17 protein-coding genes are annotated in these 20,879 nt (G+C 54.3%); 12 read left to right on the top strand and 5 right to left on the bottom strand.

The window, feature by feature from the left end:
- Nucleotides 1-18: 18 nt before the first annotated feature.
- Nucleotides 19-1,446 carry an amidase gene (locus QTO31_RS14270; RefSeq protein WP_301429736.1) on the bottom strand — a complete coding sequence of 476 codons (1,428 nt, stop codon included), beginning with the start codon at nt 1,444-1,446 and terminating at the stop codon, nt 19-21.
- 414 nt (nt 1,447-1,860) lie between these two features.
- Between QTO31_RS14270 and QTO31_RS14265 the strand changes: the two genes are divergently transcribed.
- The 4 genes from QTO31_RS14265 to QTO31_RS14250 all read left to right on the top strand — a co-directional run bounded on the left by QTO31_RS14265 (nt 1,861) and on the right by QTO31_RS14250 (nt 4,926).
- The gene (locus QTO31_RS14265; protein ID WP_301429735.1) at nt 1,861-2,682 is read left to right on the top strand and encodes a type II CAAX endopeptidase family protein; all 822 of its coding nucleotides are present in this window, start codon (nt 1,861-1,863) and stop codon (nt 2,680-2,682) included.
- A gap of 94 nt (nt 2,683-2,776) precedes the next feature.
- Complete coding sequence (locus tag QTO31_RS14260; RefSeq protein ID WP_301429734.1) at nt 2,777-3,178, top strand: hypothetical protein; 402 nt, start codon at nt 2,777-2,779, stop codon at nt 3,176-3,178.
- A gap of 303 nt (nt 3,179-3,481) precedes the next feature.
- Nucleotides 3,482-4,078 (top strand): TlpA family protein disulfide reductase, encoded by a 597-nt coding sequence (locus QTO31_RS14255; protein ID WP_301429732.1) that lies wholly within the window; start codon nt 3,482-3,484, stop codon nt 4,076-4,078.
- Nucleotides 4,075-4,926, top strand: coding sequence for a DUF2085 domain-containing protein (locus QTO31_RS14250; protein ID WP_031460225.1), 852 nt, complete (start codon nt 4,075-4,077; stop codon nt 4,924-4,926). The genes QTO31_RS14255 and QTO31_RS14250 overlap by 4 nt, the downstream gene beginning before the upstream one ends.
- A 38-nt stretch (nt 4,927-4,964) precedes the next feature.
- Here the strand turns inward: QTO31_RS14250 and QTO31_RS14245 are convergent, their stop codons facing one another.
- Nucleotides 4,965-5,405 (bottom strand): RrF2 family transcriptional regulator, encoded by a 441-nt coding sequence (locus QTO31_RS14245; RefSeq protein WP_031460226.1) that lies wholly within the window; start codon nt 5,403-5,405, stop codon nt 4,965-4,967.
- 385 nt (nt 5,406-5,790) lie between these two features.
- Here QTO31_RS14245 and QTO31_RS14240 point away from each other — a divergent pair, with 385 nt between their 5' ends.
- The 5 genes from QTO31_RS14240 (at nt 5,791) to meaB (ending at nt 15,990) form a co-directional block, all read left to right on the top strand.
- Nucleotides 5,791-8,211: a 3-hydroxyacyl-CoA dehydrogenase/enoyl-CoA hydratase family protein gene (locus QTO31_RS14240; RefSeq protein WP_031460227.1), complete on the top strand. Its 2,421-nt coding sequence runs from the start codon at nt 5,791-5,793 to the stop codon at nt 8,209-8,211.
- 115 nt (nt 8,212-8,326) lie between these two features.
- Nucleotides 8,327-9,505 carry a thiolase family protein gene (locus QTO31_RS14235; RefSeq protein ID WP_031460228.1) on the top strand — a complete coding sequence of 393 codons (1,179 nt, stop codon included), beginning with the start codon at nt 8,327-8,329 and terminating at the stop codon, nt 9,503-9,505.
- Between the two features lie 977 nt (nt 9,506-10,482).
- Nucleotides 10,483-12,636, top strand: a complete 2,154-nt coding sequence (locus tag QTO31_RS14230) for a methylmalonyl-CoA mutase family protein (protein WP_301429729.1) — start codon at nt 10,483-10,485, stop codon at nt 12,634-12,636.
- Entirely contained in the window at nt 12,633-14,834 is a 2,202-nt protein-coding gene (scpA, locus tag QTO31_RS14225) for a methylmalonyl-CoA mutase (protein WP_301429728.1), read from the top strand. Before QTO31_RS14230 ends, scpA begins: the two co-directional genes overlap by 4 nt.
- A gap of 19 nt (nt 14,835-14,853) precedes the next feature.
- On the top strand, nt 14,854-15,990 hold the full coding sequence (meaB, locus tag QTO31_RS14220; protein ID WP_301429727.1) for a methylmalonyl Co-A mutase-associated GTPase MeaB: 1,137 nt from the start codon (nt 14,854-14,856) through the stop codon (nt 15,988-15,990).
- A gap of 484 nt (nt 15,991-16,474) precedes the next feature.
- Here the strand turns inward: meaB and QTO31_RS14215 are convergent, their stop codons facing one another.
- Genes QTO31_RS14215 through QTO31_RS14205 form a run of 3 tightly spaced genes read right to left on the bottom strand, consistent with a single transcriptional unit; the run spans nt 16,475 to nt 17,892 of the window.
- A complete protein-coding gene (locus QTO31_RS14215; RefSeq protein ID WP_031460232.1) occupies nt 16,475-16,765 on the bottom strand; it encodes a YkoF family thiamine/hydroxymethylpyrimidine-binding protein in 291 nt (96 codons plus the stop codon).
- Nucleotides 16,766-16,794: 29 nt separating this feature from the next.
- A complete protein-coding gene (locus tag QTO31_RS14210) occupies nt 16,795-17,451 on the bottom strand; it encodes a class I SAM-dependent methyltransferase (protein WP_301429726.1) in 657 nt (218 codons plus the stop codon).
- Between the two features lie 57 nt (nt 17,452-17,508).
- Nucleotides 17,509-17,892, bottom strand: a complete 384-nt coding sequence (locus tag QTO31_RS14205) for a hypothetical protein (RefSeq protein WP_301429725.1) — start codon at nt 17,890-17,892, stop codon at nt 17,509-17,511.
- Nucleotides 17,893-18,546: 654 nt separating this feature from the next.
- Here QTO31_RS14205 and QTO31_RS14200 point away from each other — a divergent pair.
- From QTO31_RS14200 to QTO31_RS14190, 3 genes are all read left to right on the top strand, one after another.
- Nucleotides 18,547-18,957: a hypothetical protein gene (locus QTO31_RS14200; protein WP_301429723.1), complete on the top strand. Its 411-nt coding sequence runs from the start codon at nt 18,547-18,549 to the stop codon at nt 18,955-18,957.
- A 119-nt stretch (nt 18,958-19,076) separates the two neighbouring features.
- Complete coding sequence (locus tag QTO31_RS14195) at nt 19,077-19,904, top strand: oligosaccharide flippase family protein (protein ID WP_301429722.1); 828 nt, start codon at nt 19,077-19,079, stop codon at nt 19,902-19,904.
- Complete coding sequence (locus tag QTO31_RS14190) at nt 19,901-20,578, top strand: polysaccharide biosynthesis C-terminal domain-containing protein (RefSeq protein WP_301429720.1); 678 nt, start codon at nt 19,901-19,903, stop codon at nt 20,576-20,578. Before QTO31_RS14195 ends, QTO31_RS14190 begins: the two co-directional genes overlap by 4 nt.
- The last annotated feature ends 301 nt before the right edge of the window (nt 20,579-20,879 follow it).

Genomic DNA, 20,879 nt, shown 5'->3' with positions numbered 1-20,879 from the left:
AATTGCATTATAGCACTCTCAATTGCAACCAATAACCAGTTTTGGATGCTGTCGCCAGTATTGCGTTGCCTGTTCAAATGCATGAGCTAATTGTAACACTTCCAGATCGGCTCTCGGACGTCCGATGATCTGGATACCGACCGGTAAGCCATCACGAGTAAAGCCGGCGGGTACGGAAATAGCCGGTACATTGCAAACCGATATATAGTAACACGATCGCATCCATTCAATATAATTACTCATTGGTACACCGTTAATCTCGGTGATATACGGTTGTTCAACCGGGAACGGTGGTACTTGACTCACTGGTGCCACAATAAATTCATACGTTTGCATAAAATCGTATAAGCGGCCGAGCAGCGCAGCGTGGAGTCGCATGGCGCGACCGACTTGCGGCCCACTTAAAGCACGTCCGGCTTCAATGTTCCAGATAACTGTGTCTTTCATCCGATGTCGTTCACGGTCGAGCAACTCGCCGAGCGTTAGTTCATAGCGGAAAGCCCGCATGACCTGAAAGATTTCATCTGCATCGTGTAAATCGGGTGTTGCCTCCTCAACACGGCAACCGAGCTGGATGAAAATATCACGTTTGGCTGCAAGCACTTCACTGACGCGAGGATCAACCGGCAACCCACCCAGATCAGGACTCCAGGCAATGCGTACACCACGAAAGTCTCGTTCGAGCGACTGCGTAAACAGAGTGGCCGGTTCGCTGATCGAGAGTGGCGCCCGTGGATCTGGACCGGCAATGGCCTGTAACATCAACGCAATATCGGCCACGGTACGAGCCATAGGGCCATCAACCGCAAAGGGCAGAAAAGGCGTTGGATCGGGCCAGACCGGTACTCTGCCTGGTGAAGGGCGAAAACCGACGACATTGCAATAACCGGCCGGATTACGTAATGAGCCACCGAGGTCACTGCCATCGGCAATTGCTATCATACCGCAGGCCAGTGCGACAGCAGCACCACCGCTACTGCCGCCACAAGTTTTGCTCAGATCGTAGGGATTGCGGGTCGGGCCAAAGATCGGGTTAAAGGTTTGCGAACCGGCACCGAACTCTGGCGTATTTGTCTTGCCCAGGGTGACTGCACCTGCTGCTTTCAGACGAGCAACAATCAGCGCATCAAAATCAGGGACAAAATCGGCAAAGATCGGTGAACCATACGTTGTACGCATGCCTTTGGTCTCGGCCAGATCTTTATGGGCTATCGGTAAGCCTGCCAATGGGCCAGGGTCTTCACCGCGATCTAGTGCCTCGTCAATTGCCCGCGCCCGTGCCTGTGCACCGTCGATGTCGAGCGTGACAATAGCATTCACCTGTGGATTCACATCTGCGATGCGTTGCAGATGAGCGGCTAACACCTCGCTTGCTGAAACGGTACGCTGACGAATTAAGCGGGCGATCACGGTTGCTGGTTGCAGACACAAGTCGGTATCGGACATATGCTGTATCTCTCATCCTAATCGATTGGTTGATGATATTATATTACTAATTCTCTTCCACACGGTGATTGGAAACGCGAGGTTGAAGGTTGTTGAGAACTCGTCTCCACCACTCACCGCTCCTTACTTATTTGGCTAGACGGGCAGAAACGTGGAAAATCTTTAGAATTTGCAAAAGTGTCTTCACATGGAGAATATTTTGATGTAAACTGCATCCAGTATTGCATGCTCACAGATAACGAACATTACGAATATCTTCCGCTTTTTAATACAGCACTCCATCATCGCTAGGTAAGTCGATATTTGGGACGGGTAAGCATCAAAGGTTTACTAAACTAAGTGATGCTTCCGATCACCACTGCTTCGCCGTTCAGCTAGGTGTCGTATCAAATCAACGTCGCTCCGAAGGAGAGCATGATGCGTAAGTTACCGCTCTCACAGAATAAAAGCAACCTTATCGGGTATTTTTTCCTCGCCTATAGTATTTCGTGGGCACTCGGTATTCCTCTAGCACTCGCCAAACAGGGAATGATCCAACCTATCTTTCCAAAATGGTTTCATTACCTCGTAGCCTACGGGCCGATGCTAGCCGCTCTGATCATGACGTTCGTCACTCAGGGGCAGTCAGGACTACAAGAACTTTGGAAAAGAATTATCAAATGGCGAGTCGGGGTTGTCTGGTGGGTTGTTGCCTTATCACCGCTTATCATGGGGTTCCTTGTTGCTATAGTGATAAATATGTTAACCAACGACTGTATATCCATCTTTGATTTAGGAACCGTTCGTTTTCTACCACCATTAGGTATAGGGGCATTGTTTCTCTGGATATTCACTTTTGGTTTAGGTGAAGAAATTGGCTGGCGAGGGTTCGTACTTCCTCGTTTACAAAAAGATTACAATGCATTTTTTGCAACTACCATATTGACGTTTTTCTGGGCGCTGTGGCATTTGCCACAATTCTTTTACGTATTTGAAGCGTCAATCGCTCCTGGATGGCTCATTGGCCTCTTTGCTGGAGCGATTGTGTTCACATGGTTGTTTAACAATACGGAAGGAAGTATCCTTATTGTTGCCATATTTCACGGCTGTTTCAATTACATATCCGCCTCTAGTGCGGGTAATGGATTACTTGCAGCAATCGTAAGCACGATGGTTATAATTTGGGCAGTGATCGTGGTATTACTGTATAAGCCGCAAACCTTATCACGTAAAGGGATGTTCGTAGTGTGTCATTGAGTTTGGTATCGGGACGAAGACGTTGCACGGATCATACAAGTCATTCCAAACTAGCTCCCAGAAAGTAATACTGGCGTGTAAATGGAGGTCAAAAGTGAAAAAATTCATAAGCACAAAACTCGCTGCTAATATTCTGTTGGCTATTTATGGCCTTTTAGTTATCTTTCATCTTCTTGTGCTGGCCCAGGTGATTCCACCTGACATTGTGTGGGGAGGGCAAATTGGTGATTCGCCAACAGAGCTGGTTGTGTTTGAGATGATTGCCTTGATAACAGTAGTGTTTTTTGCTGTTACAATAGCTATAAAAGTAGACTATATCAAGGTTGGTCGTTTTAAAAAAGTCTTTAACATCCTGTTATGGATTATTTTTATCTACGCTCTCCTTAATATAATAGGAAACTTTCTGTCAATTTCTTCTATCGAAACATTGTTGTTCCTACCTGTTAGTATAGTAGTAGCTTTATTAGTTTTCAGGTTGGCGATTGAAAAATCATGAACTAACAAGTTTCTCCCATATTACAATACAAGTTAAATCTTGCAAGGGATAGACGAAAACATGACATTGCCTTCATTTCTCCTTTCTCAATGGTGAAATTAACCGTTATTACACTGAAAAACGTGTCTACGCATACGTTGTTCCTCGCTGCATCGGATTCTTATGCTAATCCTCATCATGGGAGATGAAGAAATTTAGAGGTAGGTGAGGCTTGCGATCTTCTTAAGGGACCAGCAGGGAGATGGAAATCAGACGTGCTCCGAACAAGCGACAATCACCTTGCTAACGTGGTACAATGAACAGATGGTAGAAAAAGAAATCGTACTGTTACACATGGTCGATATGAAACGTCTTATCATTCTCTTCAGTCTGATTTTCGGTTTAACAGCAACCGCATGTAGTAATGGTTCGACGACCGGTCAGCCGCTCGTGGTGGGTGAAACACCCATAGCTTCAGAAAGCCGTCTTATTGATGCACGACCTGATTGGGCAGCTATTCCCGGTGAAATGGCGCCTGATTTCAGTTATACGCTAGCGGATGGGACTCATAAATTGAGCGATTTACGAGGAAAACTGGTTATTGTCAATTTCTGGGCAAGCTGGTGTCTACCGTGCGTGGAAGAGATGCCAACTCTCGATGCAGCACGCCGCACAAACCCCGATCTGGTCATCCTGGCGGTGAATCGTAACGAGTCAACCGAGGCGATCAGCGCCTTTGCACCAAAAGTCGGAGTAAGTTTCCCGTTGATCACCGACCGTGACGGTGCAATCGGTGAACGCTACGGAGTGGTTAATCTGCCAACCACGTTCTTCATCAATCGTGATGGAACGATTGCTGTGCGTCACGTCGGGGCGCTAACCGCCGAGCGATTGGCCGAACGACTAGCGGAGGTACGATGAGCGAGTACACTCCAGACGATATTCTGCGCATGGCCCAGGAGCGTATAGCTGCGCGTAAGGTAGCGACTAGACGCTCATTACCGTGGGGAGCGATCTTTCTCGGCAGCTTTAGCGCCTTGTTGTTGGCATTGCTGTTTAGTCCGGGGATGCCGCTGGAATGGAAGATGTACGCAGTAGTGCATGGTATCTGCGCTCAGCAACACAACATCTTTGTCGGCGGACTACAATTTCCACTCTGCGCCAGAAACAGCGGTATTTACCTGAGCTTTATGTTGACATTTATCTATTTGTACGCGATAGGGCGGGGACGGGCTGGCAAACTTCCTCCATGGCATATCTCTCTTACGCTGTTGGCGTTTGTCGGGATTATGGCCGTTGATGGATTCAATTCACTCTTGCTCGATTTAGGCTTACCCAACTGGTATCAGCCGGATAATTTCTTACGCACGCTTACCGGCATGGGAATGGGGATCACTATCGCAACAATGCTGCACATTGTGCTCAACAATACCCTGCGCCAAAACGTTGATCCGCAACAACCGGTCTTTTCCCGCTGGTCAGAATTGCTCGGCATTATCGCAGTAGACTTGCTGGCACTGGCGGCGATCTACGGTAATCTGGGCATTACGTTCTGGCCACTGGCTTTTCTCGCCTTTTTCGGCATTCTTGGCGTGCTCTATCTGGTTTGTTTGCTCTTGACAAGTCTGTTCATGGGTTATGAAGGGAAAGTGACCCATCTGCGGCAACTTGCTCAACCGGCAACGATTGCGCTTATTCCAACCCTTTTGATTGCCGGCGTGATGTCGTGGCTCCGTTTTTGGATGGAGAGCATGGGACTGATCTTGTGATGTGGCCGACATCGAACTGTACCTTTTGCCCTGTTCCTTTAGATGTAATACATTACTGCACCATCCCTGCTCCGTTTGCGTTGACAGAGATCATCAAGGGTGATTGCGGCGAGCCGACGCTCAACAGTCGTTCGTATCTCACTCCAGACCTCATCGATAACCATGCGATCAACCGGCTCTGTGGGCTGAAGATCGTCACGACCGCCTTCGGTAGGTAAGATGGGGCCTTCCAGAACCGTCAGCACTTCTAGCAGTGTGATTGTTTCGGGTGAACGAGCAAGGAGATGACCACCCTGTGGCCCGCGCAGACTTTCGACTAACCCTGCTCGCCGTAAGGTGATCAGCAGTTGATTGAGGTAGTTGACCGGAATACCCTGACGGCTGGCAATGGCTTCGCTCTGGATCGGCCCCTCGCCGTAGTGCTGTGCGAGATCGAACAATGCTCGCAGTCCGTAATCACCTTTGCTTGAGATGCGCATCTTTGCCTCCCAATAGTCAAGTAGATCGCTTAACAATTGTAGCAATAAGCTGGTAATGCGTCAATGTACCATTTGCTCAGATCAAAAACCAGAGAAGTGAGAGGAAGCGGCTGTAAAAAGTGAGGTGTCCGGTCGCGTACCGCTCACTCACGGCAATGCTTCTGCCCACTGCCAGAAGCGCTGCATCGCGGAGACGAAGGCAAACCGGTAACGTTGCTTCGCACTTCCCAACAAACAGCAACTTATGGTATGATAAGAGCATTCCATGACGCAGTGCGTCTAAGGGTTTCGTCGGAACCACCTAGCGAACCCGACTTGTGCGTCGATCCGTGTATGGCGCGTTTACCTGGATAACGTGCCGTCTCGAATGGTCAAGGAGGACCCAATGACCTACCAGATCAAGCGCGTTGGCGTAATTGGCGCCGGTACCATGGGTGCGGCAATTGCTGCACTGGTGGCCGGCACCGGTATCCCGGTCGTATTGCTCGATGTTCCCCCAACGTCACTCACCGCCGAAGAAGAAGCCAAAGGGCTGACCCTCGATCACCCACAGGTTCGCAATCGGATTGTGCAACAAGGGTTTGAGCGCATGCGCAAGGCTCGTCCATCCAATCTGTACAGCGAGCGGAGCGCCGAACTTATCATGTTAGGTAATACCGAGGACGATTTTCATCGGTTGGCCGAATGTGATTGGATCGTTGAAGCGATTGTCGAGCAGATCGGCCCTAAACAAGCCCTCATGGCCCGTCTCGAAACGATACGCAAACCAACCGCTATTGTCACCACAAACACCTCTGGTATTCCTATCCGTATCATTGCAGAAGGACGCAGCGAAGCATTTCGCCGCCACTTCTTCGGGAGCCACTTCTTCAATCCTCCGCGTTACCTGCGCTTGCTCGAAATCATTCCCGGTGATGATGCCGACCCGGTCGTCGTAGCCGCTTTCCGCCGGTTTGCCGAAGAACGTCTGGGCAAAGGGGTGGTCATGTGCAAAGATCGTCCTAACTTTATCGGCAACCGAATCTTTGTATACGCCGGGCAGGTCCTGCTCAATTACACCATACAGCACGGTTATCAGGTAGAAGAGGTCGATGCGCTCACCGGCCCACTTATTGGGCGCCCCAACACTGCCACCTTCCGATTACTCGACCAGGTCGGCATTGACGTAATGGCCTACGTTGCCGGTAATCTGTACGAGGCCATTCCCGACGACGAGAGTCGTGAGGTCTACCGCCAGAACGATCTCACCCAAAAACTGGTGGCAGCAGGGAAATTGGGGAAGAAAGTCGGACAGGGCTTTTACAAGGAGGTTAAGCGTGATGGCAAGCGTGAATTCTGGCCGCTTGATCTACAGACCCTCGAGTATGTACCGCCGCAAGGTACTGCAACTGTCGATGAATTGGTAGCAGCAGCCCGCAAAATCAAATCACTCCCCGAACGGCTGCGCTATATTCTCGGTCAGGCTGAAGAAGGCGATCGCGGGGCCAAGCTGGTTGCGGCAGCGATCTATCCGATGATGGCTTACGCTGCGCGTCGGCTGCCAGAGATTGCCGACAGCGTCGCCGATGTAGATAACGCGATGCGTTGGGGGTTTGCCCACGAACAAGGGCCATTCCAGCTCTGGCAGGCGATGGGTATCGCCGAAACGGCCAACCGTATGCGTGCATTTGGCGAGAGCCTTCCAGCCTGGGTCGATCAACTGATTGCCGCTGAGGGCAAGTTCTACGGCGAAGTGAACGGAACACCGGCAGCGTACAATGTTGCTACCGGCAAGCTCGAACCGATTGCTCGTGATCCAAGAGCGATTGATCTGGCGGCGTTGAAAGCTGCCGGACGTGAAGTGCATGGAAACGAGAGCGCCAGTGTCATCGATCTCGGTGATGGTGTGCTGTGCTTCGAGTTGCACTCGAAGGCGAATACAATTGGTGGTCAAGTCATCGAGATGTTGATTAAGGCTCTCGATGAGTTGGAGCAAGGGCCATGGGTCGGGATGGTCGTCGGCAATCAGGGTCCTCGTTTCTCTGCCGGTCTTGATCTCAATGATGTTGGCGCTGCTGTCATGACCGGCGCCTGGGACGATATTGACGAGTATGCAGCGCTGGTTCAGCAGACGTTCCGTCGCATGCGTGATAGCGCCAAACCGATTGTAAGTGCGCCGTTTGGGCAGACGCTAGGCGGTGGTGTTGAACTTGCGATGCACAGCTCGGCCTCGGTTGCCGCTGCTGAAACCTATATGGGCTTTGTCGAATTCGGAGTGGGTGTTATTCCAGCATGGGGTGGCTGTACCGAGATGAATCGACGGTTTATCGCAGCAGCCGTCCGCAACGGTGGTGATCCGCTTAAGGCTTTCCAGCATGTTTTTGAGACGATTGCGCTGGCAAAAGTTGCGACTAGCGCTCATGAAGCGAAAGAATTGGGCCTGCTCCGTCCGACTGATCGCATCGTCTTTAATCCAGATTATCTGATCGGCGAAGCCAAGCGTGAGGTCTTGCGTCTAGTTGCAGAAGGGTATACGCCAGCTATCACTGCCAAACCGTGCTATGCACTTGGTCGCGATGGATTGGCAGCAGCGCGCATTGCAATTTACCAGATGCGCGAAGGCGGTTTTGCCACGCCCTACGATGCGGTTATCGCCGAAAAACTCGCCTATGTGTTGTGCGGCGGGGAACTAACAAGTCCACAGTGGGTTGATGATGTTTACCTGCATTCACTGGAACGGGCAATGGTGCTCGAACTCCTGAAGGATCCACGGACACAGGCGCGTGCTCGTCATATGCTCGAACACGGTAAACCGCTACGGAATTAAACACCATCGAACAACAGCAATCGAAGGGTAAGGGACGATTGTGTGCTCCGCGGTACGGCGCGGAGCCGGTGGTTAGCATCATAGCAGCGCTCACGATAAACGAAGGAGTATCACAATGCGTGAGGCAGTCATTGTTTCTGGAGTACGGACAGCCGTCGGGAAAGCCGGTCGTGGTGCATTGCGTACCGTTCGGCCCGATGATCTGGCAGCAATCGTGGTGAAAGCGGCCATCGAACGGGCTGCAATCGATCCGGCACTGGTAGAAGACGTGATCATGGGCTGTGCAATGCCTGAAGGTGAGCAGGGCTTGAATGTCGCTCGCATCGCCGCTCAGCGTGCCGGTCTTCCTGATAGTGTATGTGGAGTAACGGTCAACCGCTTCTGTGCCTCGGGGTTACAGACTATCGCAATGGCCGCTTATCAGATCATGTCAGGCCAGAGCGAGGTTGTTGTCGCGGGTGGCACCGAGAGTATGAGTATGGTCCCCATGAGTGGGAATAAGTTTTCGCCCAACCCTTATCTAGCCCAACACGATCCGGCAGTCTATCTGAGCATGGGTCTCACGGCTGAAAAGGTGGCCCAACGCTTTGAAATTGACCGCGCCGAGCAGGATGCCTTTGCCCTGCGTTCTCACCAGCGGGCACTGGCAGCACAAGCTGCCGGCCTGTTTGACCGCAGTATCGTGCCGGTTGAAGTTGAGCAGGTCGAGATTGGTCCAGACGGTCGGCCACAACGACGAGTTCAGGTCTTTGATCGCGACGAAGGGCCGCGTGCCGACACATCGATGGAAGCACTGGCGAAATTGAAACCGGTCTTTGCCGCAGAGGGAACCGTTACTGCCGGTAATTCTTCGCAGATGAGTGACGGCGCGGCAGCCGTTGTCGTGATGAGCGCCGAGCGGGCTGCCGAATTGGGATTGAAGCCTCGCGCACGCTTTGTCAGTTTTGCAGTCGGTGGGGTCGAACCGGAAGTGATGGGTATCGGGCCGGTTGTCGCCATCCCCAAGGCACTGAAACTGGCAGGCCTCAACCTTGCCGATATTGATCTGATCGAACTGAACGAAGCCTTTGCCGCCCAATCCATCGCCGTTATTCGCCGACTCGAACTCGACGAAGAACGGGTTAACGTCAACGGCGGAGCAATTGCCCTCGGTCATCCGCTTGGTTGTACTGGCGCTAAATTAACGGTACAACTCCTCGATGAACTCGAGCGCCGCGGTGGTCGGTACGGTATGGTGACAATGTGTATTGGTGGTGGGATGGGCGCAGCCGGCATTTTTGAGCGGATCAGCTAACTGAGTCGCTCAAGCCACTTCTGCAAGCATATCAGTCAAGCGCCTTTCAAGGTTTTTCCTGCCAAGCAGTGTTGACAGACGAGCGAGGTGAGAGGGGGAATAAGCGGGGAGGGAGGTTCCTTCCCTGCTTCAGATTCCTCCTCTTTCCTTTTGGACGAGGAAAGAAACTGTGGGAGAGTGAGGAACTCTGAACGGGAGCGCGAAAAGAGTGAGCGGAGAGCCGCTGACGAACGTTATGTACTGCATGGATCCACGATGTCGCCTGGGAGGGCGGGCCGCTGGCCCGCGTTTGTGGTATGTGGAATCTCCATTGCCTGACGCATTCGTACATTATCATTCCTAAGAGTATGATCAAAAACCTGGACGGTTGATGCGGTTCTCCAAGGGCATTCCAAACGATAGGTACCGGATCGTTGCGGATGAGAACCGTTGGCAGGCAGGGCATGCGTCGCCCTTCCGCGATGGCAAGAGTGTTCAACGTGTTACGTACCAGTGCTGCAACGTACGGCTGGCGCTTCCTCACCTTCCCCTTGCCCCCTTCCTCTCCTACCCGGGGAGAGGAAGGGAGAACGTGGGGTGACTGACGAGAACGAACGTTGGTCTGCGCATGTATATGGTCGGATATGCACAGTACGAACTTCATGCGAAACCCGGGTTTTTGATCATGCTCCAAGACCGCTCGCCAGCGGCATCCCTAAGCCCCCGCTCGCGAGGCGGGCGAACCTGCCCCTCTCTTCGCCATCACCATAACCGGCCAGGGAAAAACGTTGAAAACCGCTACAATTCCTGGCGGTTATCGTGCTGTAACCCACCTATATATAATAAACCCTTGAAATCACCAGTTGATCAGCATATTCTTTCCGGGAAGTGACGAATGTATTCCTTTTGTGGCAATACATCAGGCCGTTTGGTCAGGTGATTTGCGGTATACTAACGATAGCAACGTGTTGTCATGTGCTGTCGCAAGGAGTAAGGTCATGGCGCACGACACCCAAAATACGACGACGGAGTCGGCAGAGCCTCCACGCTTGTTTGATATGTTTGCCCCGTCAACATACGCTGAGTGGCGAGCAGCAGCAGAAAAAACCTTAAAGGGCGTACCGTTCGAGAAGCGTCTGATTACCAAGACCTACGAGCAGATTCTGCTCCAGCCGATCTATAATGCCGAAGATATTGCCGATCTCCCGCATCTTGAGTCACTCCCCGGTTTTGCGCCTTTTGTCCGCGATACCCGCACATTAGGGCCGGTTTGTGAACGCTGGCAGGTGGCGCAGGAATTACCGTACCCTACCGCGACCGAAGTGAATCAAGCAGCGCATGCCGATCTCCCGCGTGGGTTAACGACGCTCAACGTACCACTCGACCAGGCGACACGGCAGGGGATCGATCCTGATGTCGCCGCTCCTAGTCACGTTGGCGCAGGTGGGCTTTCGCTTGCCACACTTGATGACGCCAGACGGTTGTGCGATCGGCTCGATCTCGATCATCTGCCATTGCTGATCAATACCGGCTCGCAAGTATTGCCGGTTGTAGGATTACTCCTGGCTGTCGCCGAAGAGCGCGGACTGACTCCTGCACGGTGGCAGGGCACACTTGGCGCCGATCCACTCGGTGCGCTGGCAGCCGATGGCTCATTGCCCGCATCACTCGACCGCTGTTACGACGGACTGGCTGAATGGACACGGTGGGCGTTGACACATACGCCCCGACTACGCACTATCGTTGTCAGTACGCACGTGTACCATAACAGCGGTGCCAATGTAGTGCAAGAACTGGGATGCGCCCTGGCGACGGGCGTTGCTTATTTGCGGGCAATGCAAGAGCGTGGCTTGACGGTCGATGATGTTGCACCACGGATGCAGTTTGCATTCTCGATTGGATCGCAGTTCTTTCTCGAAGTTGCCCGGTTACGAGCAGCCCGTATGCTTTGGGCACGGATCGTCGCTGCTTTCGATGGCAATGAGGTAGCCCAACGCATGAATATCCACGCACGGACTTCAGCTTGGACCAAAACACGGTATGATGTATACAATAACATGCTCCGTGCAACCGGTGAGGCTATGGCTGCCGTGATGGGAGGAGCCCAAAGCCTGCATATCAGCCACTTCGATGAGGCTTGGGGCTTGCCAGACGAATTCTCGCGCCGAATTGCCCGTAACCTACACATCATTCTGCAAGAGGAATGTAACTTCTTCCGCTTGATCGATCCACCCGGTGGTTCGTGGGCCATCGAGAAACTTACCGACGAGATTGCAGCCAAAGCCTGGGCGTTTTTCCAGGAGATTGAGCGGCACGGCGGCATGGCAGCCGCCTTACAGGCCGGGAAGCCTCAAGAAGCGATTGCGGCGACACGGAGCGAACGCTTTACGGCAATTGCACATCGTCGTGAAGTGATCGTCGGTGTGAATATGTATCCCAATCTTCAGGAAAAATTACCGGACATTCGTCAGATCGATCATCTTCAGTTACATACGGCCCGCGCCGTTGATCTGCGTCATGCACGCGAGATTCGCGATGCCGATGCCTGTCAAACTGCCCTGACCGAACTTGCACAGCAACGCACGGTAGCCGCCGTCCTGGCAGCAGTACGGGCAGGAGCAACCCTGGGTGAGCTGAGCTGTGCGCTGGCCGCAGCCGACACGGCCGCACCGCAGGTCGAACCACTTCCAGCGCATCGGGCCGCCGAACAATTTGAAGCCTTACGAGTAACTGCTGATGCTTACACCGCCCGTACCGGTCAGCGACCAGCCGTTTTCCTCGCCAATATGGGGCCGATCAGCCAGCATAAGGCTCGCGCCGACTTCGCCACCGGCTTTTTCAACGCCGGCGGTTTCGCAGTAATCGGCAATGATGGGTTCGCCAGTATTGAGGAAGCAGCAGCGGCTGCGCTGGCATCTGGTGCTGGGATCGTAACAATCTGTTCGACAGATGAAACATATCCCGATATTGTGCCAGCACTCACCCACGCCATTAAATCGCAAAGTCCGACCACAACGGTAGTGCTGGCGGGTTATCCGACCGATCTGATCGATATGTATCGTGCTGCCGGAGTTGATGAATTTATCCACCTGCGTGCCAACTGCTACGAGATACTGACCCGGCTGCAACACTTGAAAGGAGTAGCCGCGTGAAAAATCCCGATTTTACGACCATATCATACCGCGATACATGGCCTGTGCCGACCCTGAGCCAATGGCAGGATCGGGCTGAACAAGAGGCTGGACAACCACTGAGTGAGCTGGTCTGGCATACGATGGAACAGATTGATGTGCGACCGCTCTATACCGCCACTGACCTGACCGGCCTTGAACATCTGGGCTTCACAGCCGGAATTCCGCCCTATCTGCGGGGGCCATACCCAACCATGTATGTTACTCAACCATGGACGATCCGCCAGTACGCCGGATTTTCAACTGCGGAAGCGAGTAATGCCTTCTACCGGCGTAACCTTGCTGCCGGTCAAAAGGGGTTATCGGTTGCCTTTGATCTGGCGACTCATCGCGGTTACGACTCTGACCATCCGCGGGTTGTTGGTGATGTCGGCAAGGCAGGGGTTGCTATCGACTCGGTGCTCGATATGAAAATTTTGTTCGATGGCATCCCGCTCGATCAGATGTCGGTCTCGATGACAATGAATGGGGCCGTGATCCCCATTATGGCCTTCTATATTGTTGCTGCCGAAGAGCAGGGAGTACGCCCAGAACAGCTTACCGGTACGATCCAAAACGACATCTTGAAAGAGTATATGGTGCGCAATACGTATATCTATCCCCCTGAACCATCGATGCGCATCATTGCCGACATCTTTGCCTACACGGCCAAACACATGCCCAAGTTCAACAGCATCAGCATTTCGGGCTACCATATGCAAGAGGCGGGTGCCACCGCCGACCTTGAGCTAGCTTACACGCTGGCCGATGGTCTGGAGTATGTACGTGCCGGTTTGAAAGCAGGACTGGCAATCGATACCTTCGCCCCCCGTCTCTCGTTCTTCTGGGCAATCGGCATGAATTATTTCATGGAGATTGCCAAGATGCGTGCGGCACGTTTGCTCTGGGCGAAGATTATCAAACAGTTCAATCCCCAAGATCCGCGCTCGATGGCGCTGCGCACTCATTGCCAGACTTCAGGCTGGAGCCTGACCGAACAAGACCCATTCAACAACGTTGCCCGCACATGCATCGAAGCAATGGCTGCCGCTCTCGGTCATACTCAGTCGTTGCACACCAATGCGCTTGATGAGGCAATCGCGCTGCCAACCGACTTCTCGGCCCGTATTGCACGTAATACGCAGTTGTATCTCCAGGAAGAGACCGGTATTTGCAAGATCATTGATCCGTGGGGAGGTTCGTACTACCTCGAATGGCTTACCGATGCGCTTGCCCGCCGCGCCTGGGCGCACATTCAGGAAGTCGAAGAGCTGGGCGGTATGGCTAAAGCTATCGAGGCCGGCCTACCCAAACTACGAATTGAAGAGGCAGCAGCCCGTCGGCAAGCACGCATCGACTCAGGGCGTGAGACGATTGTTGGCGTCAATAAATATCGCCTCGACTACGAAGCGCCGATTGAGATTCTGGAAGTCGATAATACCGCTGTGCGCCAGAAGCAGATCGAACGCTTGCAAAAACTACGGGCTGAACGTGATGAGGCACGAGTGCAGGCAACATTAAACGAGCTAACGCGGGTTGCAGCTTCTGGTGAGGGTAATTTGTTAGAGGCAGCAATCGAAGCAGCGCGGGCCCGTGCTACGCTGGGTGAAATTTCGCTGGCGATGGAAAAGGTCTTTGGGCGTTTCAAGGCTGAGATTCGTGCTGTATCGGGTGTATACAGTAGCGAATACAGTGATGTCGAGCAGATACACCATGTGCGGGCGATGGCCGATGCCTTTGCCGCTATCGAAGGACGCCGACCGCGTATTCTGGTTGCGAAAATCGGTCAGGACGGCCACGACCGGGGGGCAAAAGTCGTCGCAACTGCGTTTGCCGATCTAGGTTTCGATGTGGATATTGGTTCCCTCTTCCAAACCCCAGAAGAAGTGGCGCGCCAGGCAGTGGAAAATGATGTGCACGTAGTCGGCATCAGTTCATTGGCCGGCGGTCACAAAACTCTTTTACCGCAACTGGTCGAAGAGTTGCGCAAACTGGGTCGTGAGGACATTATGGTTGTGATTGGTGGTATTATCCCGCCGCAAGACTATGAGTTTCTCCGTGCTCATGGCGCAGCCCTAATCTTTGGTCCTGGTACCATTATTCCAATAGCTGCTGAAAAATTGCTGCGCGAGTTGCAACAGCGCCTTCACGGTGATAGCGTTGCCGCCCCAGCGTCATGAGCAGAGGTAAAGCAGGAACATGACCAACGAACATCGGCCTACCAATTCTGACGAATTACCATTTGCGCTATCGGTGTTGGCCGGAATAGCCAGCCGTCACGACGGTTTACCCGGTAGCGCTTCTACTGCATCGATACCACCTGCTAGCCCACGTCGTCGGCAGTTGACGGTTGAGGAATACGTTGCCGGTGTGCGTAACGGAGATCGAACTATTCTGGCCCGTGCTATTACCCTGATCGAGAGCAATGCCCCAGCTCATATTGCACAGGCTCAAGAGGTATTGCGTGCGCTGTTACCCTTCACGGGTCATTCACTGCGAGTAGGCATTACTGGCGTGCCCGGAGTTGGCAAGAGCACCTTTATCGAGGCACTCGGTACTATGCTCTGTGAACGAGGGCATCGAGTCGCAGTGCTGGCCATCGATCCCTCTAGTAGCATTTCGCGTGGCAGTATCCTGGGTGATAAAACCCGTATGGAACGGCTGGCACGACATCCTAATGCCTACATTCGTCCCTCACCGAGTGGCGGTAGTCTAGGGGGGGTAGCCCGTAAAACACGCGAGACGCTGTTGCTATGTGAAGCAGCCGGATTTGACATCATTCTGGTTGAGACGGTGGGGGTTGGTCAAAGCGAAACTGCGGTGCGCGGCATGGTTGACTTCTTCTTGCTGTTGATGCTGGCAGGCGCCGGTGATGAACTGCAAGGGATCAAAAAAGGAGTCATTGAGCTGGCTGACGCGCTCCTCATCACTAAAGCAGACGGCGACAATCGACAACGGGCATTGGCTGCGCAAGCTGAATATCGCCACGCGCTACGCTACCTTACTCCGGCTACACCGGGCTGGAAACCACCGGTACGGACATGCTCGGCGCTCACCGGCGCCGGTATCACCGAAATCTGGCAGGAGATTGAGCGATTCCGTGATGAACTAACTGCCAGTGGTGTATTCGCCAATCGCCGTCGTGAGCAGGCGCGCGATTGGTTGTACACATTAATCGATGAACAATTACGAACGCTGTTCTTTGCTCATCCGGTCGTGCGTGAGCGTCTGCCGACCCTTGAACAGGCGGTCGTTGAGGGTACGCTGCCAGTTGTCAGTGCAGTCCAGCAACTGATTGCCGCGCTCGGTGAGGTGCAGGCGGGGAAAACGGCTTAGTGCCTGTCCGGAGTACCCTGTCGCAGAAGAAGAACGGTCGGGGCGCAGCGGCGCTACGCCCGTACCTCTATTATCAGGTTTCATCCGCTGTATCGTGAGACGATCATTCGGATAGGTGCCAAACAAGGAAAGACGGGTTAGGAAGTCGCCCTTAAGGATGTGCTGATGAGTCTCGCGCTGGCTATTCCCACCACGTAGCAGACAGAGATGATAGAGGTACGAGGAAGGAGAGGTATATCGAGCTATTATCGGCACAGATGGGCACTGCGAATTAGGTTCAGATCCGGCCGGTTTATTCTTCACAATCAGCGCAGTAAAAAGCCTCTCATTGAGAGCAGTTCTTTGATCCCTTGTACGACAGAGGTAAAGATGTAATACTTCTTGATACTTTCATTATGGGCAGATGGCGCCAAGAAAACTCTCTATCTGTGAGCTAGATCAAGATATTGATGAACGAACAAACGTGTTGCTGTCGTAGCAGTCGTTACCCCTGCGTAGATGGTGACCAGGGACAGGCATTCGATACTGTAACTACCATAACTGTCTCACCGAGTGCAGTTGCAGCCGCAAACGCCGCACGCAGTGCTTCCCATACTGTCATTTCATCACCAGCGATTAGAGTACTCATCGCACCTGGTTGCACATCCAAGCCGCGATCACGCCAGATCGCTAGCGCCGTATCAATAGCCGGGCCAAGGTGCTGCTGTCGCAAGGGGTAAATACTGACCTGCGCTGTCAGACCACCAGATGTGAATGACAATTCTTTATTCACCATGAATTCACTCCTTTTATTATGAGAATATTTTACTGTGAAAAAAGCACACGCATTCCGATAAAAGCACCCAGCGGTAGCTGCGAATAATACCACCACAAACCGGGAAGCAATGTGGTGCGCCACGTCGTCTGAGGGTTGTGGAGAGACAACACCTTGTGGGCCAGGCGTTCAAGCTCAAATGGAGAGTAAAAACGTGCAATCTGCCAGACCGGCAAACCACTACGTTTTCGCTTCCAGGCCATTGGATGCCAGCGGTTGAGTACACCTAAGACGATCCCGTGGCGAGTGACACGCGCTGCTTCTTGCAACGCACGTTCAGGATGTGGCAGAAACTCAAGTGCAGTAATGAGTAGCACCCCATCGAAGGTATCATCAGAGAAAGGCAGTGCTTCCGCATCGGCACGTACCAGGTACACACCGCCACGGCGACTAGCTTCAGCAATCATAGGCGCAGACAGATCCACACCTGTAACATGATACCCTTCCGAGGCCAACCAGCGCGCAAAGTGACCGGTTCCGACACCGATCTCTAACAGTCTCTGCGCCTGTGGTAGCCCCGACAGTAACCATCGGATCAAACGACGCTCGGCGATGTCGGCAGAACGTCCGTCGGTCTCGTACCAGGTTTCATAACCGGCAACCAGTTCGGGGTTATCAAAAGGATTAACCCAGTTTTCAACCGTCACAGCCTCGCCTCTATGCACATGTAAAGACGCGGATATTTTTCTAAGTTGCCTTGATTGCTAGTTCATGTTCGTACAGATGAGTGCAATGAGCGCTGCGTGTACCTTCAGTTCAACCCCGGCATTGGGACGTGCGTCAAGCCGCTCAATGCCCATCGTCTCCAGGTGACGGTTGACCGTCTCAATCGGATGACGATACGCGCGCACTTCGATGGCGTCTATACCCCAGGCGTGTGGACGCATGGTCGCCCAGCGCACCTGTACGGGCGCAGCGCCGCTGCGCACCCCCGTCTCCGCCAGGATGCTGGCCTCATCAGCCGCGCTCTTGGAGGCTGTATCGCCCAACCGCCGCGCCCCGGCGGGCAGGCCAGACGCACCCCTGCGGGCAGCATCGGAACGCGCACGGGCACGCCATCCGGACGGCAGACCAGATGCACACGCCATTCAACGAACGTCTCCCGTTTCGCCGCGCACTACCCGTAGCATGCGCGCCCGCGCACCTTCCGCCAGCGCCGGGCGCGCACGCGACGGCAGACTGGCAGGGGGAGGCTATCGATAATGAACCCGTCGCCCGTGGCGACGCTCCCCCGACGTTCGCAGGAATCCAGGCCATCCAATCGGCGCGCTGATGCAGACGACGATGGACGCGTGCGACGCTGATCCGCCCCAACCGAGAGCCGCACCCGTGCATGATCTGCACCGCCCGTTCGTGATGACCGCCAACATCCGTGGCGGCGACGACCGCAATCGTCAGCATCGCGGAGTCGGGCACCTGCGCCCGCCCATCACGGCGCTGCCCCAGGTGTTCCATCAGTGTGTCGATCACGACAACAGCAGGTATCATCCAATAGGCGTCCATCGGCTCCTCCTGGCGATGATGGTGGTTTGGCACCCGCGATCGTGCCAGTGGTGTCGGTGGTCGTCAACTGGCAATCAAGGTATTATTTATTCAAAGACCATAAGCCCTCGGCCAGGCAAGGCGAAGCCCGCCTGCGCGGGCGAGAGCTGTATTGCACTCGTCCAACACAGCCAACATCCTCCTTCCACCCGCCTGCGTATAGTTCACACGAATGATAACCATACATTCCGGGATCGATCATGAACGCTCGATTACTTCTCGTGTTCCTGGCGCTTGTGTTGGCTGCGTGCGGCAGCGCGCCACTGGCGGAACCGCCTGTCTATCCTGATGCCACACCTGCCGCGCGCGGCGAGTCGCCGCTGGCAGATGCGATGATGAGCGGCTTCACAACCGAAATCGTCGGCGAGCGCGACGCTGCCGCAATCCGGCTCTTCCGTGCGCCGGGCAGTATTGCATGGGAACAGGTCAAACAGTTCTACGCCGGACGCCTCGAACCCAACGAGTGGCGCGCCGACGCCCGCTTGCTGGTCGAAGGAGATACGATCAGTTACGCCGAGTGGCGCAACGGCTATCAACTCCTCGCAATCGCCCATACCGAGGATGCCGCTGCTGGCGCAACCTTTCTGGCAGTTGCCGTCGTGCGGCGATGATGCTATCGGGAGCAGGCGCTTGGGTGTGGTATCATATGCCGCATGCTGAGTGCCAATGCCCGGATTTTTTTGATCGTCGTCGCTGCCCTGCTCCCGCTGCTCCTGATTGCAGCCTGGCTATGGCGTCGATTCTACCAGGACGACACACCGACACCGCGCGCACGGTTGCTAAAAACAGCCTGCTGCCCATCGCCGCAAATCTGATCAACAAGGTCGTCGACTTTGGCTTTGCGGTCATCGCACTCCGCTTTCTGGGACCGGAAGGAAATGGCGCGTATGCGTTCGTCGCCCTGATAGCCGGTCTCTACTTTTTAACCATCACCAACTGGGGGTTGAACGACCTGGCGGTGCGCGAGGCAGCGCCTGATCTTGCACGCGCGCCGCGTCTGTTCAGCATCACGCTCCTCCTCCGCCTTGGCATCGCCACGCTGCTGATGCCGGTTGCTGCGATCCTGGTGATCGGATACTCGCTGATCGAACGCCCGTTAAGCAGTGCTGAAATGCTCGCACTGGCGCTGCTGATGATCCACCTCTACCCGGCAGCGCTCGCCGCAGCGTGTTCAGCGTCATTTCAGGCATATCAGCGGATGGAAGTGACGGCGCTGGTTCTGCTGTTGACGAATGTGGTGAAGACGCTCGTCGGCGTCGGGGCGCTGATCATCGCGCCCGACATCCCCACGCGAGTGGTGGCGCTGGCAGCAGTGGCGCTGGGAGCGACAATGCTGAATGCTGCGGTGTTCTTCGCCCTGCAACGGCGCATGCTGTTTCGCGCGTCGCTGGTGTGGGACTGGCCTACCGGACGCGAACTGCTGCGCGAGGGGTTTCCACTGCTGTTGAACAGTCTGCTGCTGGCGGTTTTTTTCGTTTCGATGTCGTGCTGCTCCGGGCGCAGGCTGGCGCCGAAGCGCTCGGTTTGTACGATGCAGCCTACAAAGTCATCAATATGACCCAGATCATTCCACCATACTTCGTGGCAGCACTGTTTCCGCTGCTGGCGCGGTATGCGGTGATGGATCGCGCTGCACTCGAACGGATGTATCACCGCGCGCTCAGTTTCCTGCAACTCCTCGCCTGGCCCGGCGCAGTCGGCGGAACGCTGCTGGCGCCAACGATTATCGCCATTATCGGCGGGCAGGCGTTTTTGCCGGGGGCGGCGCTGGCGCTGGCGATCCTCATCTGGTATCTGCCGCTTTCGTATGCCAACGGCGTGACCCAGTACGTCCTGATCGCCCTCCGACGCCAGCAATCGATCACGGTTGCATTTGCGATCGGCGCGCTGTTCAATCTGGGCATGAACCTGGCGCTTATCCCCGTGTATGGCTACCTGGCGGCTGCGACGGTCACAGTGGCAACCGAGGCAGTCCTGTTGTTGCCGTTTTTGCGCACATTGCGACGCGAAGGCGTTGCACCACCACTGCTGCGCCTTGCCTGGCGCCCGGCAGTCGCCTCATGCGTGATGGGGGCGTCAATGTGGGTGACACTCCCCTTCTCGCCAGTAGCGGCGATCGTAGTCGGGATGCCGGTCTACTTCGCGGCGCTCTGGGCGCTTGGTGCGTTTGGACCTGAAGAGCGGGCGCTTATGCGACGAATGATGGGAAGAAGCGTGACATCTTCCAGTTAACCACCATTAATCTTCCTGTCATGTCCTGATAATCTTCCGGTCATGTCCTGATCTTGGTCGTAATCCTCCCCGGCGCGTATGGTACTCCCACATGTGATTAGTCAAAGGGAGGACTCAGCGCCATGGACTACGACGATCTGCCAGACGATGCACCGGGTGGCGATTGCCCCGATCACGGACCATATGCCGACGAAGAATGCCCGAAATGTTCGTTGTGACATCACAGGGCGTCCGGCACGCTGCTGGATGTGGTGTGCCGGATCACACGATCTCACATCTCCTCTGAGAACACGAGCGTCGC

The sequence above is a fragment of the Chloroflexus sp. MS-CIW-1 genome, assembly GCF_030444705.1.
Taxonomy (GTDB): domain Bacteria; phylum Chloroflexota; class Chloroflexia; order Chloroflexales; family Chloroflexaceae; genus Chloroflexus.
This window is presented reverse-complemented; position numbering and strand designations above follow the sequence as displayed.